Below are 17,866 nucleotides of genomic sequence, written 5' to 3'. Positions count from 1 at the left end.
CGCGGACCGTGCGAACGGATGCCCGATCGGCCCAATGGGAGGTGACCGATAGCGAGTGTCCGCACAATTTGCGATTAATCGCAAAAGCGTCGTCTCGACGGTCGTGCGGCGTCGTCGGGAACCGGCGCGCCGGCGGTCTTGTGGCCGGCGCCGCTCGCGAGGCACTTCGGAGATCCGCTTCGGGAACGGGCCGGAGTGCGCCGCGGCGGACTGCGGAAAACGTGGCCCCGAGGACGTCGCGCAATGCAAAAGTCAGGGGTCCGGTGATCACGCTCGCGGCGGCGGCGGACCGGCGAATTCATGCTATCGAAATCAAATGGTTGCCGTCGTTGTTCCGGCCGGCACGGTATAATCAGGGGCTTGAGCCAATTGCGGAGGAAGCCCGCGGGGGAAGCCGGAATGATCGGGCCGGCATCGGGGTGGCCGTCGGGGTGGCATTGTCGAAATCGTCGAACGATGCGTGCCGCGGACATGGGGACGGCCGCAGCGGGAAGGGGTGCTCCCGGCTGCGGCCGCGGGGGCCGGTTCCCTCAGTTGTAGCCCATTTCGTCGGGTGAAACACCGATCGGCACTCGGTTGTCCGGCCCGGTGACGTGGCTGGACTCGGATGTCTTGTCCGTGCCACCGGCGGCGACCGCCGCGGCAGCACCCGGAACGCTCAGTGTGAAGACGCTCAACGTGACCGCGGCGCCGATGGCGACCGCTCGCTGAACCCGCATCATTCCTCCGGTGGTCGATCGTGCACGAATGACTGTTCGGGGTTGGCGGACCTTTTGCGGCGCCGGAGTGACCGGCGGATGGTGATCCACCACTACCGGTGGTGGAATCACGCTGTGATCACGAATCGGGAAATTTGTCGAAATGGATGTTTGAGGACGGACTGCGGCTGCCCATCCGGGCCGTCCAAGCATACCTCTTGTTGGGTAACGTTTTTCCTTCTATTATCGCCGGTGTGCGACCGCTCACGGACGGTTCCGAGCTTCTGGTCGGTCGGGACGACGAGCTGTCCCGGCTGGTCGGCTGGATTCGTGAGGCGGTCGAGGGGCGCGGCCGGGCCGTGCTGGTGGACGGCGAACCGGGCATCGGCAAGTCCGCGCTGGTGCGCGCCGGCGCTGCCGCCGCCGAGAGCGCGGGTTGCCAGGTGTACTGGGGAGCCGGTGACGAGCTCGGGCAGGCGCTGCCGCTGCTACCGCTCCTGGACGCCCTGCAGATCGCGCCGGTGACGCGGGATCCCCGTCGTGACGCCATCTCCGGACTGCTGGGCGGCGAAGCCGTCGCGGGCAAGGGCGCCGACCTCGCCGCCGCGGCCGCCGAGCAGCTGATCGCGCTGGTGGACGAGCTCTGCCAGGACGGGCCGGTCATGCTGGTCGTCGACGAGCTGCAGTGGGCCGATCGCACGACGGTGGCGGTGTGGAGCCGGATCGCCCGCTCGGTCCGGCGGCTCCCGCTGCTCCTGGTCGGGGTGATGCGCCCGGTGCCGCGCCGCGACGACCTCCGGTCGCTCTTCCGGGTCGTCGGTCCGGCCGAGCGGCTGCGGCTGAGCCGGCTGGCGGAACCGGCGGTGCTCGAACTGGTGGCCGCGCTGGCCGGTGGCAGACCGGGTTCCCGGCTGGAGGAGCTCGCCGCCGGTGCGGCCGGGAACCCGTTGTACCTCACCGAACTGCTCGACGCGCTGGCCAGGAGCTCGTGCCTGGAAGTCGATCCCGCCGGTGTCGCGGAGCTGACCGGCACGGCCAAGCCGGACTCCCTGCCGGAGGCGATCGCGGACCGGCTGGGTTTCCTGTCCGAGGCGGCGCGCACCGTGCTGCGGGCGGCGGCGCTGCTCGGGGACGGCTTCTCGGTCGCGGACCTCGTGACCGTGCGGAACAGCTCGCTCGCCGAGCTGATGCCGGCCCTCGACGAGGCGCGGGCCGCCGGGGTGCTGGTGGCGGCCGGTGACGACCTGGCGTTCCGGCACACGTTGATCCGCCGGGCGTTGTACGACGAGATGCCGACGGCGGTCCGGGTCGCCTGGCACCAGGACGCCGCGTTCGCGCTGGCCGAGGCGAGCGCCCCGGTCGAGCGGGTCGCGCGGCAGCTGCTGCCCATGGTGTCCACAACGGACAGCCGGGTGCCGGTGCCCGCCTGGGCCGTGCGGTGGTTGCTCGACGTGGCCACGCCGTTGATCGGCCAGGCCCCCGAGGCCGCGGTCGCGCTCCTGCGCCGGGCGGTGCGGGACGCGCCGCTCGACGACGCCGTGACCGGCGCGCTGGCGTGCCGGCTGGCCGACGCCTACTACCGGGTGGGCAACGTCGCCCAGGCCGAGCGGATCGCCTCCCGCGCGCTGGACCGCGTCCGCGACCCCGACGTGGTCGTCGACCTGCACACGACTGTCGTGCAGTGCCACGGGATGACCGGCCGCTCCGCCGAATCCCTCGCCACGCTGACCGAAGCACTGAAGCAGCCGGGGCTGGAAGCCCGGCACCGGGCCCGGTTGCTGGTGCTCATCGCGCGCACCCACCGCGACCTCGGCGAGGTCGACACCGCGGGCCGGGTCGCCACCGCGGCGCTGGTGGAGCTCGGCGCGGTCGAAGACCGCTGGGCGACCGGCTGGGCGCTGCACGTGCTGAGCCTGGTCGCGATGATGCGGGGCGACTGGACCGGCGCGCTGCCGCTGTTCGAGCGCGCGATGGTCATCGTGCGGGGCGATCCCGCGCTGATCGACCTCACCCTGCTGCTGCGCATCAACCAGTCGGTCACCTTCGGCGCGCTCGACCGCTACACCGACGCGCTCGCCGCCGCCGGGCGGGCGCGGGAGCTGGCCGACCGCACCGGCAGCGCCGTGCGGCTGAACCAGGTCCAGAGCGCGCTCGGGCAGCTGCTGCTCGGCGCCGGGCGCTGGGACGACGCGCTGGCCGAGGTGGACGTCGTCCCGGACGAGCGCAAGGACCCGAGCGTCGTGTGCTGCGACCACGGGGTCGCCGCGATCATCCACTTCCACCGCGGCCAGGCGGCCGCGGCGAGCCGGCACCTCGAGATCGCGGCGCCGTACTCGGAACGCATCGGCGACCGGGTCGTGGAGTCCCTGGTGCGGGCCCGCTGCCTGGCCTTCGAGCACGCCGGCACCCCGGAGCTGGCGCTCTCGCTGCTGATCGACGTGCTGACCGGCGAGGACGCGGGGGAGGACCTGCTGGGCGACGCCGCCCGGCTGGCCGCGGCGACCGGCGACGCGGGGACCGCGGCGCAGATCGAAGCCAGGGCACGCGCGATCGCCGCCGAGTCCACCGTTCCGCACCGCCTCGCGCTCGCCTTGTACTGCCGCGGTCTGCTCGAGCGGGACGCGCCGACGTTGCTGCGGGCCGCCGACGGCTACGGCGAGGCGGGCCGGCCGCTCTCCCGGGCCAAAGCGCTGGAAGCGGCCGCGTTCGCCTTCGCCAACACCGAGGCCGAGGCCGAGGACCGCGGCTCGGCGCGGGCGGCGTTCACGCACGCCATCGACCTCTACTCGGAGCTGGACGCGCAATGGGACGTGGCGAGGCTGCGCGCCCAGTTCCGGGCGTTCGGCATCCGGCGCGGCCCGACGGCGAAGCACCGCCAGGCCACGCACGGCTGGGACAGCCTCACCCCGACCGAGGACAAGATCGCCGCGCTCGTGGTCGAAGGCATGTCGAACCCGCAGATCGCGGCCCGCCTCTACCTGTCCCCGCGCACGGTCGGCACGCACGTTTCGCACATCCTGACCAAGCTCGGCGTGAACTCGCGCATCGACATCGCCCGCGAGGCCCGGCACCGGTTCGCCTAGGGCCGCGCCCCGGGGCAGCGGACGTCCGAAGTGGACGGTGCGGGTCATCGTCTCAGACTCCGACCTCCGGAGCGCTGTCCTGGGGGCGCACGACGAGAGCGCGCGAAACCGGCTTCGCCGAAGTGGTCCGGCGCGTCACCGCGGCGTGCCCGCTGACCACCTGGCCGAGCAGGATCGCCAGCACCAGCAGCAGCGGAGTCCGCCAAGTGCCGGTGTAGGTGTGCAGCCAGCCGCAGGCCAGTACGCCGAATCCCGCGATGACGTAGCCCACTCCCTGCACGACGGCGGACAGGGAGAGCGAGCTGCCCTTGCTGCGCAACGAGATCGTCGTCAGGGCGAACGCGAGCCCGCCCATGCCGGTGCCGGTGGCCGCGGCCCACAGCCAGGGCGCGGCCGCCGGGGCGAGGAGCAGGCCGCCGACGCCGATGACGTTGGGCACGGCCAGTGCGACGACGAGCAAGGTCTGGTTCTGCCACCGGCGCGTCCAGCCCGGCACGAGCCACATCATGGGCAGCCCCATGGCCATCGACAGCGCGAGGCACGCACCCGCGGTCCCCGGTGGGACGCCCGCGTCGCGCAGGATGCCCGGGAGCCAGCCCATGACCAGGAACGTCACCGTCGAGATGAGCCCGAAGTGAATGGTCAAGGCGGAGGCCGGCACCCACCCGGTGGCCGCCCGCGGCGACCCGAACTCGCCGGGGGTGCGCTGCCACACCTGCTGGGCCAGCAGGGCCACGACCGCCCACAGGCCGAGGGCGACCCGCCACGACGACGACATCACGACGGCCGGCGTGACCAGCGCGCCCGCCGTGCTGCCGAGCCCGAGCCCGAGGGTGAAGGCGGCGGACCCGTTGGCCAGCAGGGGAAGCATGGTGCCGAGCACGGCGATGGACAGGCAGGCCAGCGCCGTCCCGATCAGGAGTGGCGCCGGCCCGCCCAGTACCCGGCCGGCCAGCGACAGCACCAGCCCGAGGAGGGCCACGGTGATCGTCCGGTGCGTTCCCACCCGGCCGCACAGCCACGGGGTCGCCCAGCCGCCCAGACCGATCGCCCACAGGGGCAGCGCGACGAGCACGGCGGCGACGAGGGCACTGGCGGCGGAGATGTCGGGAAGAGCGGCGCCCAGGCTGGTCACGGCCGGTCTGAGGTTGATGGCGAGGATGAAAATCACGGCCGTGGAGACGGTGGTAGCACGGAACATCGCTCCTCCTCGGGGGTGGAGGTCCGGAGCGGCGTACTCCGTAGAGCAATGCTTCTTCACACGTGTGAAGCAGACATCCGTCACCTGACGTATGTACGAAGTTACGTTGTGGCGCAACGATTGTGTCGTGCTTCGGCAGCCTGCGGATGGGCGTGCATCGGCACGGCCGAAGGGGATCTCGGCGGCCCGTGGTGTGACTAGTTCACGCCGGAAAGAGTGGATCAGTGGAAGATTCTGCCCTCACTTCGGCCCGGACGCGCACTTAGAGTGACACGCGTCCCGAGCGCCGGGCCCGCCTCCGGGGCCGGACCCGCCGACCGAAAGAGCAGACCCATGCCGGACCAAGCGCGCGTCCCCGGAGACGGCGTCCTCGACGGGCTGATGCAGCCGCGGCCGCTCACGATCGCGCACATCGTCGACCGCGCGGAGCGGCTCTTCGCGCACAAGCCGGTCGTGACGGCCGGTTCCGGGCGGCTCACCTACGCCGAGGTGGCCGGCCACACCCGGCGGCTCGCCACCGCGCTGGACGCCCTCGGCGTCCCGGCCGGCGCCCGGGTCGCCACCTTCGCGAGCAACAGCCGGCGCCACCTGGAGCTCTACCTCGGGGTGCCGGCCACCAAGCGGGTGCTGCACTCGATCAACATCCGGCTGTCGGCGGAACACCTCGAGTACATCGTCAACCACGCCGAAGACGACGTCGTGTTCGTCGATCGCGGGCTGCTGCCGCGCATCTGGCCCAGCGTCGGCCGGCTGCCGCTGGTGCGGCACTGGGTGGTGCTGCCCGACGGCACCGACGGCGAGATCCCGGCGGACCCCCGCATCGCGCACTACGACGAGCTGATCGCCGCGGCCGAGCCGTTCGCGGGGTCGTTCGAGGACGCCTTCGAGCTCGCGGACGAGAACCTGGCGTCCGGGCTGTGCTACACCTCCGGCACGACCGGGCCGCCGAAGGGCGTGCTCTACAGCCACCGCTCGACGGTCCTGCACTGCCTGGGCACGCTCGCGGCCGGCCTCATCGGGATCAGCGAGAGCGACGTCGTGCTGCCGATCGTGCCGATGTTCCACGCCAACGCCTGGGGCCTGCCCTACGGCGCGATGATGGCGGGCGCCGCGCTGGTCCTGCCCGGCGCGTCCGCGGACCCGGCGCACCTGCTGGGGCTGATGGCGGCCGAGCGGGTGACCGTCGCCGGGGCCGTGCCCACGGTCTGGACCAGCCTGGCCCCGCACCTGCGCGAGCACGACCTGAGTGCCACGCGGTTCCTGCTCGGCGGCGGCTCCGCCGTCCCGCCGGCGCTGTCGGAGACCTACCGCGCCGCGATCGGCGTCCCCATCACCCATTCCTGGGGGATGACGGAGGTCAGCCCGGTCGGCGTCATCGGGGGCACGCGCACCCAGCACCGGGACGCGAGCGAGGCCGGGCGGCTGGCCGTGCGGGCGGCCCAGGGCCAGCCCCTGCCGCTGGTGAACGTGCGGATCGCCGACGTCGAGACGGGCCGGGAGCTGCCGTGCGACGGCGTGGCCGTCGGCGAGCTGCAGGTGGCCGGCCCCTGGGTGGCGGGCGGCTACTACCGGGTGGACGCCCAGAGCAGCTTCACCGGGGACGGCTGGCTGCGCACCGGGGACCTGGCCACCATCGACGCCGAGGGCTACCTGCGGCTGGTGGACCGGATGAAGGACCTGATCAAGTCCGGCGGCGAGTGGATCTCGTCGGTCGAGCTCGAGGGCGCCATCGCCTCCCACCCCGACGTCGTCGAAGTCGCCGTGGTCGCCCGGCCGGACCCGCGGTGGATGGAACGCCCGGTCGCCTACGTCGCCCTGCGCGAAGGCAGCACCGCCACGGCCGAGGAGCTGCTGCGGCACATCACGCCGCTGGTCGCCAAGTGGTGGCTGCCCGACGAGTTCGTCTTCCTGCCCACGCTGCCCAAGACGGGCACCGGCAAGCTATCGAAGCTCGCCCTGCGGGACTCGGCCCGGATCGCCTGAGGCGCCTCACGCCGGGGTGGTCGCGCGGAGCTGGTGCAGCCGCAGCCCGAGCCGCAGTTCCAGGTCGTTCTCGCGGCGCCAGTCGAGGCCGAGCACGGTGCCGGCCCGGTCCAGCCGCTTGAGCAGGGTGTTGACGTGCAGGTGCAGCGCCCGGGCGGTCGCCGCGACGTTGGCGTGGTGGAGGTAGTAGGCGCTGAGGGTGTCGACGAGCCCGGCGTTGCGCCGCTCGTCGTAGTCGAGGAGCGCGCCGATGGAGCCGGCGAGGAAGCGGTCGAGCTCGCCGGCCCGTTCGGGGTCGAAGACCATGGCGTACAGCGCGTACTGGCGCGTGGTGGCGCCCAGGTCGGTGTGCCCGAGCGCGCGGACCACCGCGCCGCAGCGCCGGGCGAGGGAGAAGGCGCGGGACCAGTCGTGGTCGACCGCGCGTTCCCCGACGACGACGAGCGGGCTGCCCAGGGTGCGCCGCAGTCCACTGTGGACTTCCGCGGCGGTCCGCTCGTCGTCGCCGCCGGGGAGGATCAGCGTGGCCCGGCCCAGGTGCTCGCCCGCCAGCCCGGCGCGCTCCCGCGCGATGCCGTGCAGGTGGCGCGAAAGATCGGTCGAGGCCACGGTGGGGGAGTCCGCGACGAGGACCAGGTCCAGGGCGTCGACGTCGATGTTGCGGGCGCGGGTGCGGGCGCGCTGGGCCGTGCTGATCCCGGGGCCGCCGACCATGAGCTCGGTCAGCAGCTCGCCGCTCAGCCGCTCGCCGGCGTCGGCGACGGCCCGCTCCTTGAGGATGAGCAGCCCGAGGATGTGGGTGGCCCGCTCGAGGGTGCGCAGGTCCATCGCGTCCGGGACTTCGGTGCCGCCGGCGGGTTTCCGGCTCCACGCGAGGGCACCGAGGTAGCTGTCGCCCGCCTGGATCGCGGCGACGCTGTGGGCCGTCCCGCCGGCGCCGGCCGAGAACGCGCACCGGCCCGAGCGTCGTGCCTCCTCGACGGCGCCGGCCAGCTCGGCGTCCACCGGATCCGGGCACGGACTCGACGCCGAGTCCCGCCGGACGACGGCGGTGCCGGTGTGGCCGACGAGCGTCACGCTGCCGCCGAGCTGGTCGGCGAGCAGCTGGGCGACCTCGCCCGGCGTCCCGCCGCCCAGCACCGCACCGGTCAGCGCTTCGTGGATCTCTTGCGCCCGTTCGCTCTTCCGGTACGCCACCCGCAGCTCTCGCAGCGCGGTCCGGCTCGCCTCGTAGAGCCGGGCGTTGTCGATGGCCACCGCGGCGTGGTCGGCGAACGCGTTCAGCAGCGCGATCTCGTCGGCCTGGAAGGACCGCTCGGAGCGGTCCGCGGCGAACAGGGCGCCCACCGCCTCGCCCCGGATGACCAGGGGAACACCGAGCAGTGCCACGAGTTTCTCGGTGGTGACCAGGCGGTCGAAGTCGCGGTCGTGCTCGATCGCGGTCGCGGCGGCGTAGTCGCGCACCCAGTGCGGGCGCCGGGAGGCCAGCACCTTGCCCCCGAGTCCCACCCCGGTCGGGATCGCCGCCGCGAGGAAGGTGGGGGAGACCGTGCCCTCCGCCGCCTTGGCCGACAACCGGCCGTCGGCGCCGACGAGGGAAAGGTAGGTGAAGTCCGTGCCGATCAGGTCGTGGGCGTGGTGGACGATCGACTGCAGCACCTCGTCGAGCTCGCCCAGCGCGGTGAGCGACTTGACGGTCGCGTACAACGACGCCAGCTCCCGCTGCCGCCGTGTCTCCGCCGTACCGGATCCACTGGCCACGGTGCCTTCCTTCCTCGGCGGTGAGTGGACGAAAGCGCCACCGTTGGGGCGGCAGGAGTGGGTGGTCCACACCTCAACCCCAGCGTAACGGCGTCCTAACATGACCGCCATCACCGGGCTGCGCTCAAAGACGAAGGCGGCATCCATGGCAATTCCCCTCACCCAACCCGAAGGACAGTCCGGCCACGCCGACGCCGGCTCGTCCCCGACCCGGCGGCGGGCCTTCCGCAGGCTGCTGGCCGCCGGGCTCGTCGGCAGCTCGATCGAGTGGTACGACTTCTTCCTCTACGGCACCGCCGCCGCCTTGGTGTTCCCCAAGGTGTTCTTCCCGCACGCTTCGGCGCTGACCGGAACCCTCCTCGCGTTCAGCACGTTCTGGGCCGGCTTCGTGGCGCGGCCGATCGGCGGGGTGCTCGCCGGGCACCTCGGGGACAAGTACGGGCGCAAGCCGGTCGTCGTCGCCTGCCTGGCGGTCATGGGGGCCGCCACCTTCCTGATCGGCTGCCTGCCCACCGCGGCGAGCGTCGGCGCGCTGGCCCCGACGCTGCTGGTCATCCTGCGGTTCGTGCAGGGGCTCGCCACCGGTGGCCAGTGGGGCGGCATCGTGCTCCTGCTCACCGAGTCCGCCGGCCCCAAGCGGCGTGGTTTCGCCGGGACCTTCGGGCAGACCAGCGTTCCGGTCGCCGTGATCCTCTCGAACCTGATCTTCGTCGGCGCCAGCGCGCTGATGCCGGACGCCGCCTTCCTCAGCTGGGGCTGGCGGATCCCGTTCCTGCTCAGCGTCGTGATGTTCTCGGTGGTCCTCTACATCCAGGCCAAGGTGGAGGACACGCCGGAGTTCCGCGAGCTGCAGAAGGAAACGGCCAAGCCCGGCGAAGCGGTGGTCCGGGCCCCGCTGGCCCAGGTCCTGCGCAGCAAGGGGGGCACCATCCTGCTCGGCTGCGGGCTCCTGTCCGCCACCAACAGCCTGTTCTACGTCAGCATCTCCGGGCTGTTGAGCTACGGCACCGGTTCTCTGGGGCTCAAGCGGAATTCCCTGCTCGCGGTCGTGCTGCTCGCGTCCGTGGCGATGCTTGTGGTCATCCCGTGGTCCGGCCACCTCTCGGACAAGGTGGGCCGCCGGCCGCTGATCCTGATCGGCGGTCTGGGCGTCGCGGTGTGGGCCTTCCCGTACTTCGGGCTCGTCGGCACCGCCTCGCTGCCGCTGATCTTCGTCGCGGTGACGGTGGGTTTCATCTTCCAGACCCTCACCTACGGCCCGATCGCGAGCTTCCTCGGCGAGCTCTTCGCGCCGGGCGTCCGCTACTCGGGCGCGTCGCTGGCCTACCAGCTGTCCGCGATCATCGTCAGTGGCGGCACGCCGTTCCTGATGACCGCGCTCATCGCGGGGACCGGGAACACCCTGGCGGTCGCCGGCTACATCACGCTGATGGGGCTGATCACCTTCGCCAGCGCGTGGTTCCTGCCGGAGACGAACCCCGCCGAAGTCCGGGACGACCCGCACGCCATCCCCGGCGCGCACCTCTACGCCGGGAAATGAGGCCCGAGTGAAGCGAACGACCCGCCGGCTCGCAGTGCCGGTGCTGACGCTCCTGGTGGCGACCGCCCTGGCCGGACCCGCGGCCGCGACGCCGGCCTCGACCCCGCCGGCACCGGGGTGCGCCGCGCTGAACCAGCTGAAGATCCCGGCGTCGGTCATGAGCCTGCCGACGACCGGCGGCCGCGTCACGGCGGCCGCGGTCACGACCGCCGTCGTCAGCGGCAAGACGATCCGGTTCTGCCAGGCCGACGCCGACGTCTTCCCCGTCGACCCGGCCGCGCCCGCCATCAAGCTGCGCGTCGACCTGCCCGACGACTGGAACCACAAGGCGCTGATGTTCGGCGGTGGCGGCTACAACGGCACCATCCCCGATCCGGCGTCGAACGTGCCGTTCGGCCCGGCGGACCAGCCGGCGCCGCTGGCCCGCGGGTACGCGACGTTCGCGAGCGACTCCGGCCACCAGCAGAACCCGGCGTCCCCGCCGTCCCTCGACGGGTCGTTCGGGGCGAACGACGAGGCCCTGACGAACTTCGCCGCCGGTGACGCCCTCAAGAAGACCCTCGACGCGAGCCTGTTCCTGATCCGGCACGGCTACGGGACGAAGCCCGCCGAAGTCTTCTTCTCCGGCGGATCGACCGGCGGCCGCGAAGCGCTCAACGTCGCCCAGCGGTGGCCGACCGCGTTCGACGGCGTGATCGCGGCCTACCCGGCCTGGAACAACCTCGCCGAGATCCTCGACCTGGGGTACCTGGCACAGGTCCTGTCCCGCCCCGGCGCGTTCCTCGGCGTCGACAAGCAGACGCTCGTCTACACCAGTGTCGTCAACGCTTGTGACCGCCTGGACGGCTTGGTGGACAAGGTGATTTCGAACCCCGGAGCTTGCCACTTCGACCCTCGCGCGCTCCGCTGCCCGGGCGGCACCGACGCCGGTCCGGCCTGCCTGTCGGACGCGCAGATCGGGGCGGTGACGGCGATGTCGTCGCCGTTCCGGTGGCCGTACCGCGTCGCCAGCGGCGAGACGCAGTACCCGGGCTTCCCGTTCCTCTCGGGGGCCGACATGCGGACCCCGTTCCTCGGGTTCGGCACCACCGCCCCGGCGAACCCGATGCCGGTCACGAGCGGTTACGGGATGCAGTACTGGGACCAGTGGGTCAAGTACTTCCTGACCAGGGACCCGCTGCAGAACTCCCTCGACATCGATCCCCGGCACCCCGGGAAGTGGCTCGGCCGGGTCAGCGCGTTGTCCACAGTGGAGGATCGCAACAACGCGGACCTGCGCCCGTTCGCCCGGGCAGGCGGCAAGCTGATCCTGCTCCACGGCGCCGCGGACGAGCTGGTTTCGCCCTACTCGACCAGCGACTACTACGAGCGGGTGCGCGCGGTGTCGGGTTCGCGGGCGACCGACGCGTTCCTGCGCTACTACGTCGTGCCCGGAGCGAACCACGCCAACTTCGGCACCCCGGCGGTCAGCGCGAGCTGGGATTCGTTGTCGGCGCTGGAACGCTGGGTCGACCGGGGCCAGCCGCCGGTGAACCCGGTCGTGACCGACACGACCCATGCCCGCACGCGGCCGCTCTGCGCGTACCCGGAGTGGCCGCGGTACCGGAAGGGGGATCCGAGCCTGGCCTCGAGCTTCGCCTGCACGCGCTGAAACCGGTGCGCGCCCGGGTCAGGCGTCGGCCTGCTCGTCGGTGATCGAGTCGAGGATGTCGGCCGCGATGGTGCGGGCCGCCGGCCGCAACTGCTCGCTGAGCGCGAAGAACAGCTCCTGGGCCGGCTCGGCGGGCCAGTCCGCCGGCAGGTGCTCCCGGGGCAGCCGGGGGTCGGTGCGGATGGTCTGCAGCCAGTCGGACTCCAGGAGCAGGTCGCGGGCGAGGCTGTCGGGCACCTGGGCCGCGGGGTCCCGCCAGCGGGCCAGGAACGCCCGGTAGCGCCCGGCCAGCCCGTCGGTGTCCCAGGCCTCCCGGACGATCCCGGCGACCTCCGTCGGCGGCAGCGCCCGGGCCTGGAACACCTTGACGTGACCGTCCGCGCCGAGGCCGTCGAGCAGCGGGACCGGGTCGACCTCGCCCGGTGCGATCCAGAGGCCGCCCTGCAGGCTGCCGAACCCGGCCCACAGCAGCCGGGACCGCAGGGCGTGCCGCTGGCGCTGCCACGACTCGGGCATCGAGAACCCGAGCAGCGTCCACGTGCCGTCCCACTGCCGGTTGACCGCGCCGGCCCGCCAGATGCGGCGCTCGCCGTCGTGCAGGATCGCCCGCGACCGTTCGGTGAGGCCGACGTAGACGTGCCGGCCGCGGCGCACCCGGTGCAGCAGGCCGCGTCGCGCCATGCGGCTCAGCGTGGACCGGGTGGCGTGCTCGGAGACGCCGACGCGGTCCAGCACGTCGAGCACGCTCGCGGTGGCGACGTGTATCCCGCGGTCGAGGACGTGGCAGGCGAAGAACGTGAGCAGCAGCGTCTGCGGACGCGGGGTGTCGGCGCCGATGCCCTCGGCGGCGGAGACGGCCAGATCGCTCACGCCCGCGAGCATAAGCCCCCTCCTGATGTTGGGCAGTGTCTTGACGGTGGTCACCAAAGTGCTTAACGTTCGTCGCGACGTGACGCGGGTCACGTGGGGACGGCGACGAGGCAGGAGCGATGGCAGAAAACCTCCGCTCGCGGGCGCAGCTGCGCCGCGCGGTGCTCTCCAGCTACTTCGGCAGCGTGATCGAGTACTACGACTTCCTCCTCTACGCCACGGCGTCGGCGGTGGTGTTCAACAAGGTCTTCTTCTCGAACCTGGACCCGGTGCTCGGCACGATCGCCAGCCTCGGCACCTTCACCACCGGCTACCTGGCGCGGCCGATCGGCGGGATCGTCTTCGGGCACTTCGGCGACCTGCTGGGGCGCAAGCGGATGCTCGTGATCACGATGTCGATGATGGGCGTCGCGAGCACGCTGATCGGCGTCCTGCCGACGTATGCGCAGATCGGGGTGTGGGCGCCGGTCCTGCTGATCGTGCTGCGCGTGCTGCAGGGCATCGCCGTCGGCGGCGAGTGGGGCGGCGCGGTGCTGATGTCGGCCGAGCACGCGACCAGCCGCCGCGGGCTCTGGGCGAGCTTCACCAACGCCGGGGCACCCAGCGGGATGGTGGTGTCCACGCTGCTGCTCACGCTGATGGGCGCGGTGACCACCGACGCGCAGTTCCTCTCGTGGGGCTGGCGCGTGCCGTTCCTGCTCAGCGTCGTGCTGCTCGCGATCGGCCTGTTCGTCCGGCTGAAGGTCGACGAGACGCCGGTGTTCGCCACGGCCGAACGGTCCGCCGGAGCGCCGCTGCTGGAGGTGCTGCGCCACCACCCGAAGAACCTGCTCCTGGCGATCGGCGTGGGGTTCGGCGCCTTCGTCGCGCAGGGCACGCTCACCACGTACCTCCTGTCCTACGCCGTCCACGCGGGGTTCGCGCGCCAGACCGTGCTCAACGCGATCACCGTGTCCTCGGTCGGTGCGGTGATCGGCATCATCGGCTACTCGGCGCTGTCCGACCGCGTCGGGAGACGTCCGGTGGTCATCGCCGGGGCGCTGGCCATGGGCGTGGTCGGGTTCGTGCTGTTCCCGCTGATCGACAGCGGTTCGGCGGCCCTGCTGACGCTGGCGGTCGTGCTGGGGCAGTCGGTCGCGCACCCGGCGATGTACGGCCCGCTGGCCGCGCTGTACACGGAGCTGTTCGCCACCCGCAGCCGCTACACCGGCGCGTCGCTCGGCTACCAGATCGCCGGCCTCGGCGCGGGCATCGGCCCGGTGGTGTTCGCGGCCGTCGCCGGCGCGGGGACGGGCCTGATCTCCGCGGTGATCGCGGGCTGCTGCCTCGTCACGGTTCTGTGCGTGCTCGTCCTGCGCGAAAGCCGCGACGTCGACTTGGCGGATCCGGCCGGGGTGGTCGCCGGGAGCGCGTGATGACGGTTCGCATTACAGTCGGACTCGTTGCGCGGCGCCCCCGGCCGTCTCCGAGCAGAGGAGTTCGCATGCAAGGTGTGGATCCGTCGGTGCCACCCAGCGGCACGGGCTGTGCGGACTGCGACACCGCCGATCCGCAGGGCTGGTGGTTCCACCTCCGGCGCTGTGCCGAATGCGGGCACATCGGGTGCTGCGACTCCTCGCCCGGTCAGCACGCGAGCGCCCACGCCGCGGCCTCGGGACACCGGTTCGTGCGCAGCTTCGAGCCCGGCGAAGAGTGGTTCTGGGACTACGGCGAGCAGGCGATGTACGAGTCCGGTCCGGAGCTCGCCGCTCCCGGGCACCGGCCGCTGACCCAGAGCGCGCCGGGTCCGGCCGAGCGCGTGCCCGAGGACTGGAACCAGCGCCTGCACCAGTGAGCGGCGCTTTTCCTGTCCTGTAGACAACCTGGGACGTGCGCCCCTCCGGTGCTACCCTCGCTTGAATCGTTTCAAGTAGGGTGGGTGGAGCGGTCATGGCCGGTTGTCGCGCACGAGTCCTGCTCGCTTTCCTGGCCGCGTCGCTGGTGACGTCGTTCGCGACGCCGGCCGCGAGCGGGTCCGAAGGGCAGCTCCAAGCCTTCGACCTGCGGACCGACAACGTCGTCGACCCGCTGGCCGCGAGCGCCACCCCGTCCCTGAGCTGGAAGCTCCGGTCCGGACAGCCCGGCGCGCGGCAGACGGCGTACCGGATCCTCGTCGCGAGCAGTCCCCGGCTGCTCGCCGAGAACCGGGCCGACGTCTGGGACAGCGGCCGGGTCGCGAGCGCCGAGTCCGTCGCGGTGCCCTACCGCGGGCCCGCCGCCGGCGTCGGGAAGCGGAACTACTGGACCGTCGAAGTGTGGGGCGCCCGCGGGGGATCGCCGGCCAAGGCCGCCCCGGCGTGGTGGGAGACCGGGCCCAGTCGGCCGGCCGACTGGGCGGGCGCCGAGTGGATCACGCCGGACACCGGCGGTGCCTACGCCTGGCAGGACTTCGTGCTGGACACCGACTTCACGATCAAGTCCGCGGCCGCGAGCGTGGTCTTCCGGGCCACCGGGCCCGACGACTTCCTGATGTGGCAGGTGAACGCCGCCACCACCCCGGGCAAGGTGCTGCTGCGGCCGCACGCCAAGACCCACGGATCGTTCGCGCTCCTCGGGGAGACCGACCTGGGCGCGGTCATCACCCCGCAGACCGTCGGCGCGCCGCACCACCTGCGGATCGAAGCGCGGGGGAGCACCGTCGTCACGGCCATCGACGGCACCGAGGTGGACTCCCGGACGGTCGACGCGGTGCGCGCGGGCACCATCGGGTTCCGGACCTCGGTCAGCCAGGGCACGCCCGAGGCCGCCGCCTACGACAACCTGGCCGTGCACGGTCTCGACGGCGCGCCGTTGTTCTCGGACGACTTTTCGGCCACTCCCGACGCCCGGTTCCGCGGCGCCACGATCACCGGCGGGATGCTCGAACCCCAGGGCGACCCGCTCCTGCTCGCCCAGTCGCCGGACGCGCCGTTGCTGCGCCACGAGTTCACCCTGGACAAGCCCGTCGCGAGCGCCCGCGCCTACGTCTACGGGCTGGGCTTCTACGAACTGAGCCTGAACGGCGGCAAGGTCGGCGACCAGGTGCTGTCGCCGGGGAGCACGCCGTACGACAAGCGGAACCTGTACGACTCCTTCGATGTGACAAACCAGGTCCACATCGGACGGAACGCCGCGGGCCTGTGGCTGGGCAACGGGTACGGGTCGCGCTTCAGCCAGTACGGGTTCCGCTGGACCGGGCCGAAGCAGGGGATCGTGGCGCTGGTCGTCACCTTCGCGGACGGGACCCGCCGGACGGTCACGACCGACGAATCCTGGCGGTGGTCGGACGGCCCGGTGACGGCCAACGACCTCTACGCGGGCGAAAGCTACGACGCCCGGCTGCGGCAGGACGGCTGGGACCGCCCCGGCTTCGACGACTCGGCCTGGCACCCGGTGAAGGCCGCGACCGCGCCTTCGCCGTCGCTCACCGGCTCGACCGCGCCGCCGATCCGCGTGGTCCGCACCCTCCGGCCCGTCGCGGTGAAGCAGCCGCGTCCCGGTGTGTACGTCTACGACTTCGGGGAGAACTTCGCCGGCTGGGCACAGCTGCGCGTCGCCGGACCGGCCGGAACGACCGTGCGCATGCGGACCGCGGAAGAGCTGACCTCGGAGGGAATGCTCGACACGACGACCAACCGCAACGCCGCGTCGACCGACTCCTACACGCTCGGCGCCGCACGCGGGGTCCAGGTCTACGAGCCCCGGTTCACCTACCACGGCTTCCGCTACCTCGAGCTCACCGGCTTCCCGGGGACGCCGGACCTCGGCAGCGTCGCCGGTCGGGTCGCGCACGCCGACGTCGCCGCCACCGGGCACGTCGAGACGTCCGACCCGCTGCTGAACGCGATCTGGGCGAACAACCGGCGCGCGGTCCTGAACAACTCGATGAGCCTGCCGACGGACAACCCGGTCCGCGACGAGCGGACGCCGCCGGGCATGGACGTGCAGGCCTACCACGACGCGTCCGTCCTCGACTTCGGCATGGACACCTTCTACGGCAAGTACCTGCTCGACCTGCCGCCCGGCACGGCGCTGCCCAGCGACGACGGCAACGCCCAGCTGCCGGACATGGGCGGCGGCTCGGTCGACCTGGCCTGGTCGCTCTACGAGCAGTACGGCGACCTTCCGCGCCTGGCCGCCGCCTACCCGGCGATGAAGGCGTTCGTGGACACCAACGCCGCCACCTACCCGGGTCTCGTCTGGCCGGAGGACCGCGGGTTCGGCGACTGGTGCCCGCCCGACCCGAACGCCGGTGGGGGACAGGGAAACCCGTCCGCCGGAGCGTGCTTCAGCGAGCGCTCACTGGTCAACACCGCGCTGTCCTACCGGCAGGCCGACGATGTCGCGAAAGCCGCGCGGGCACTCGGGAACACCGGCGACGCGGCGCACTTCGCGGACCTGGCGAAGGCGATCGCCGCCGCGTTCAACGCGCACTTCCTCGACGGCGCCACCTACGGCGACGGCCGGCAGACGGCCGGCATCCTGCCGCTCGCCTTCGGCATGGTGCCGCCGGACAAGGTGGCCGCCGTCGGCGCGAAGCTGGCCGACACGATCCTGACCAAGGACGGCGGGCACCTCGACACCGGCATCTTCGGCACCCGGTACCTGCCCGAGGCGCTCGCGGCGGCGGGGCGGATCGACGTCGCCTTGACTGTGCTCCGCCAGAAGACGTACCCGGGCTTCGGGTACGAGATCGGCCGCGGCGCGACGACGCCGTGGGAGCAGTGGACGTACGAGTCCGGCATGGAAACCCACGACCACGCGATGTTCGCCGGGATCAACGCCGCCTTCTACACCCAGTTCGCCGGCATCACGCCCGCGGCGCCGGGGTACGCGTCGATCGCCATCGCCCCGCGGGTGCCCGCCGGACTCGGGCACGTCGCGGCGTCGATCGACACGGTCCGCGGGGTGGTCTCGTCGGAGTGGACGCAGACCGGCTGCCGCTTCGACCTCACCGTGACCGTGCCGGCCAACACGACCGCCACGGTCACCCTGCCGACCGGGCAGCGGATGCCGGTCGCTTCGGGAACGTCGAAGTTCACCGTGCGCCACTGCGCCTGA

Annotated in this window: 11 protein-coding genes; 7 read left to right on the top strand and 4 right to left on the bottom strand. The window is 72.3% G+C overall.

Annotation, left to right across the window (positions count from 1 at the left end):
- Positions 1–530 precede the first annotated feature (530 nt).
- Positions 531–719, bottom strand: a complete 189-nt coding sequence (locus ACZ7PG_RS32690) for a hypothetical protein (protein WP_470242989.1) — start codon at positions 717–719, stop codon at positions 531–533.
- Positions 720–952: 233 nt separating this feature from the next.
- On the opposite strand from ACZ7PG_RS32690, the gene ACZ7PG_RS32685 reads away from it, so the two are divergent.
- The gene (locus ACZ7PG_RS32685; RefSeq protein WP_470242988.1) at positions 953–3,781 is read left to right on the top strand and encodes a helix-turn-helix transcriptional regulator; all 2,829 of its coding nucleotides are present in this window, start codon (positions 953–955) and stop codon (positions 3,779–3,781) included.
- 52 nt (positions 3,782–3,833) lie between these two features.
- Here the strand turns inward: ACZ7PG_RS32685 and ACZ7PG_RS32680 are convergent, their stop codons facing one another.
- Positions 3,834–4,982, bottom strand: coding sequence for an MFS transporter (locus ACZ7PG_RS32680; RefSeq protein WP_470242987.1), 1,149 nt, complete (start codon positions 4,980–4,982; stop codon positions 3,834–3,836).
- Between the two features lie 333 nt (positions 4,983–5,315).
- Here ACZ7PG_RS32680 and ACZ7PG_RS32675 point away from each other — a divergent pair, with 333 nt between their 5' ends.
- Positions 5,316–6,965: a long-chain fatty acid--CoA ligase gene (locus tag ACZ7PG_RS32675; protein WP_470242986.1), complete on the top strand. Its 1,650-nt coding sequence runs from the start codon at positions 5,316–5,318 to the stop codon at positions 6,963–6,965.
- A gap of 6 nt (positions 6,966–6,971) precedes the next feature.
- Here ACZ7PG_RS32675 and ACZ7PG_RS32670 read toward each other — a convergent pair whose 3' ends face one another.
- Positions 6,972–8,726 (bottom strand): helix-turn-helix domain-containing protein, encoded by a 1,755-nt coding sequence (locus ACZ7PG_RS32670; RefSeq protein ID WP_470242985.1) that lies wholly within the window; start codon positions 8,724–8,726, stop codon positions 6,972–6,974.
- Between the two features lie 145 nt (positions 8,727–8,871).
- Here ACZ7PG_RS32670 and ACZ7PG_RS32665 point away from each other — a divergent pair, with 145 nt between their 5' ends.
- Positions 8,872–10,266 carry an MFS transporter gene (locus tag ACZ7PG_RS32665; protein WP_470242984.1) on the top strand — a complete coding sequence of 465 codons (1,395 nt, stop codon included), beginning with the start codon at positions 8,872–8,874 and terminating at the stop codon, positions 10,264–10,266.
- Between the two features lie 157 nt (positions 10,267–10,423).
- On the top strand, positions 10,424–11,917 hold the full coding sequence (locus ACZ7PG_RS32660) for a tannase/feruloyl esterase family alpha/beta hydrolase (protein WP_470243656.1): 1,494 nt from the start codon (positions 10,424–10,426) through the stop codon (positions 11,915–11,917).
- Positions 11,918–11,935: 18 nt separating this feature from the next.
- Here the strand turns inward: ACZ7PG_RS32660 and ACZ7PG_RS32655 are convergent, their stop codons facing one another.
- Positions 11,936–12,787, bottom strand: a complete 852-nt coding sequence (locus ACZ7PG_RS32655) for a PaaX family transcriptional regulator (RefSeq protein WP_470242983.1) — start codon at positions 12,785–12,787, stop codon at positions 11,936–11,938.
- 119 nt (positions 12,788–12,906) lie between these two features.
- On the opposite strand from ACZ7PG_RS32655, the gene ACZ7PG_RS32650 reads away from it, so the two are divergent.
- The 3 genes from ACZ7PG_RS32650 to ACZ7PG_RS32640 all read left to right on the top strand — a co-directional run bounded on the left by ACZ7PG_RS32650 (position 12,907) and on the right by ACZ7PG_RS32640 (position 17,866).
- Positions 12,907–14,202, top strand: coding sequence for an MFS transporter (locus ACZ7PG_RS32650; protein WP_470242982.1), 1,296 nt, complete (start codon positions 12,907–12,909; stop codon positions 14,200–14,202).
- A gap of 68 nt (positions 14,203–14,270) precedes the next feature.
- Positions 14,271–14,621 (top strand): UBP-type zinc finger domain-containing protein, encoded by a 351-nt coding sequence (locus ACZ7PG_RS32645; RefSeq protein WP_470242981.1) that lies wholly within the window; start codon positions 14,271–14,273, stop codon positions 14,619–14,621.
- Positions 14,622–14,716: 95 nt separating this feature from the next.
- The gene (locus ACZ7PG_RS32640; protein WP_470242980.1) at positions 14,717–17,866 is read left to right on the top strand and encodes a family 78 glycoside hydrolase catalytic domain; all 3,150 of its coding nucleotides are present in this window, start codon (positions 14,717–14,719) and stop codon (positions 17,864–17,866) included.

The sequence above is a fragment of the Amycolatopsis sp. NPDC114504 genome (assembly GCF_055633595.1).
Note: the sequence above shows the minus strand (reverse complement) of the source record. Positions and strands in the feature narration are given on the sequence as shown.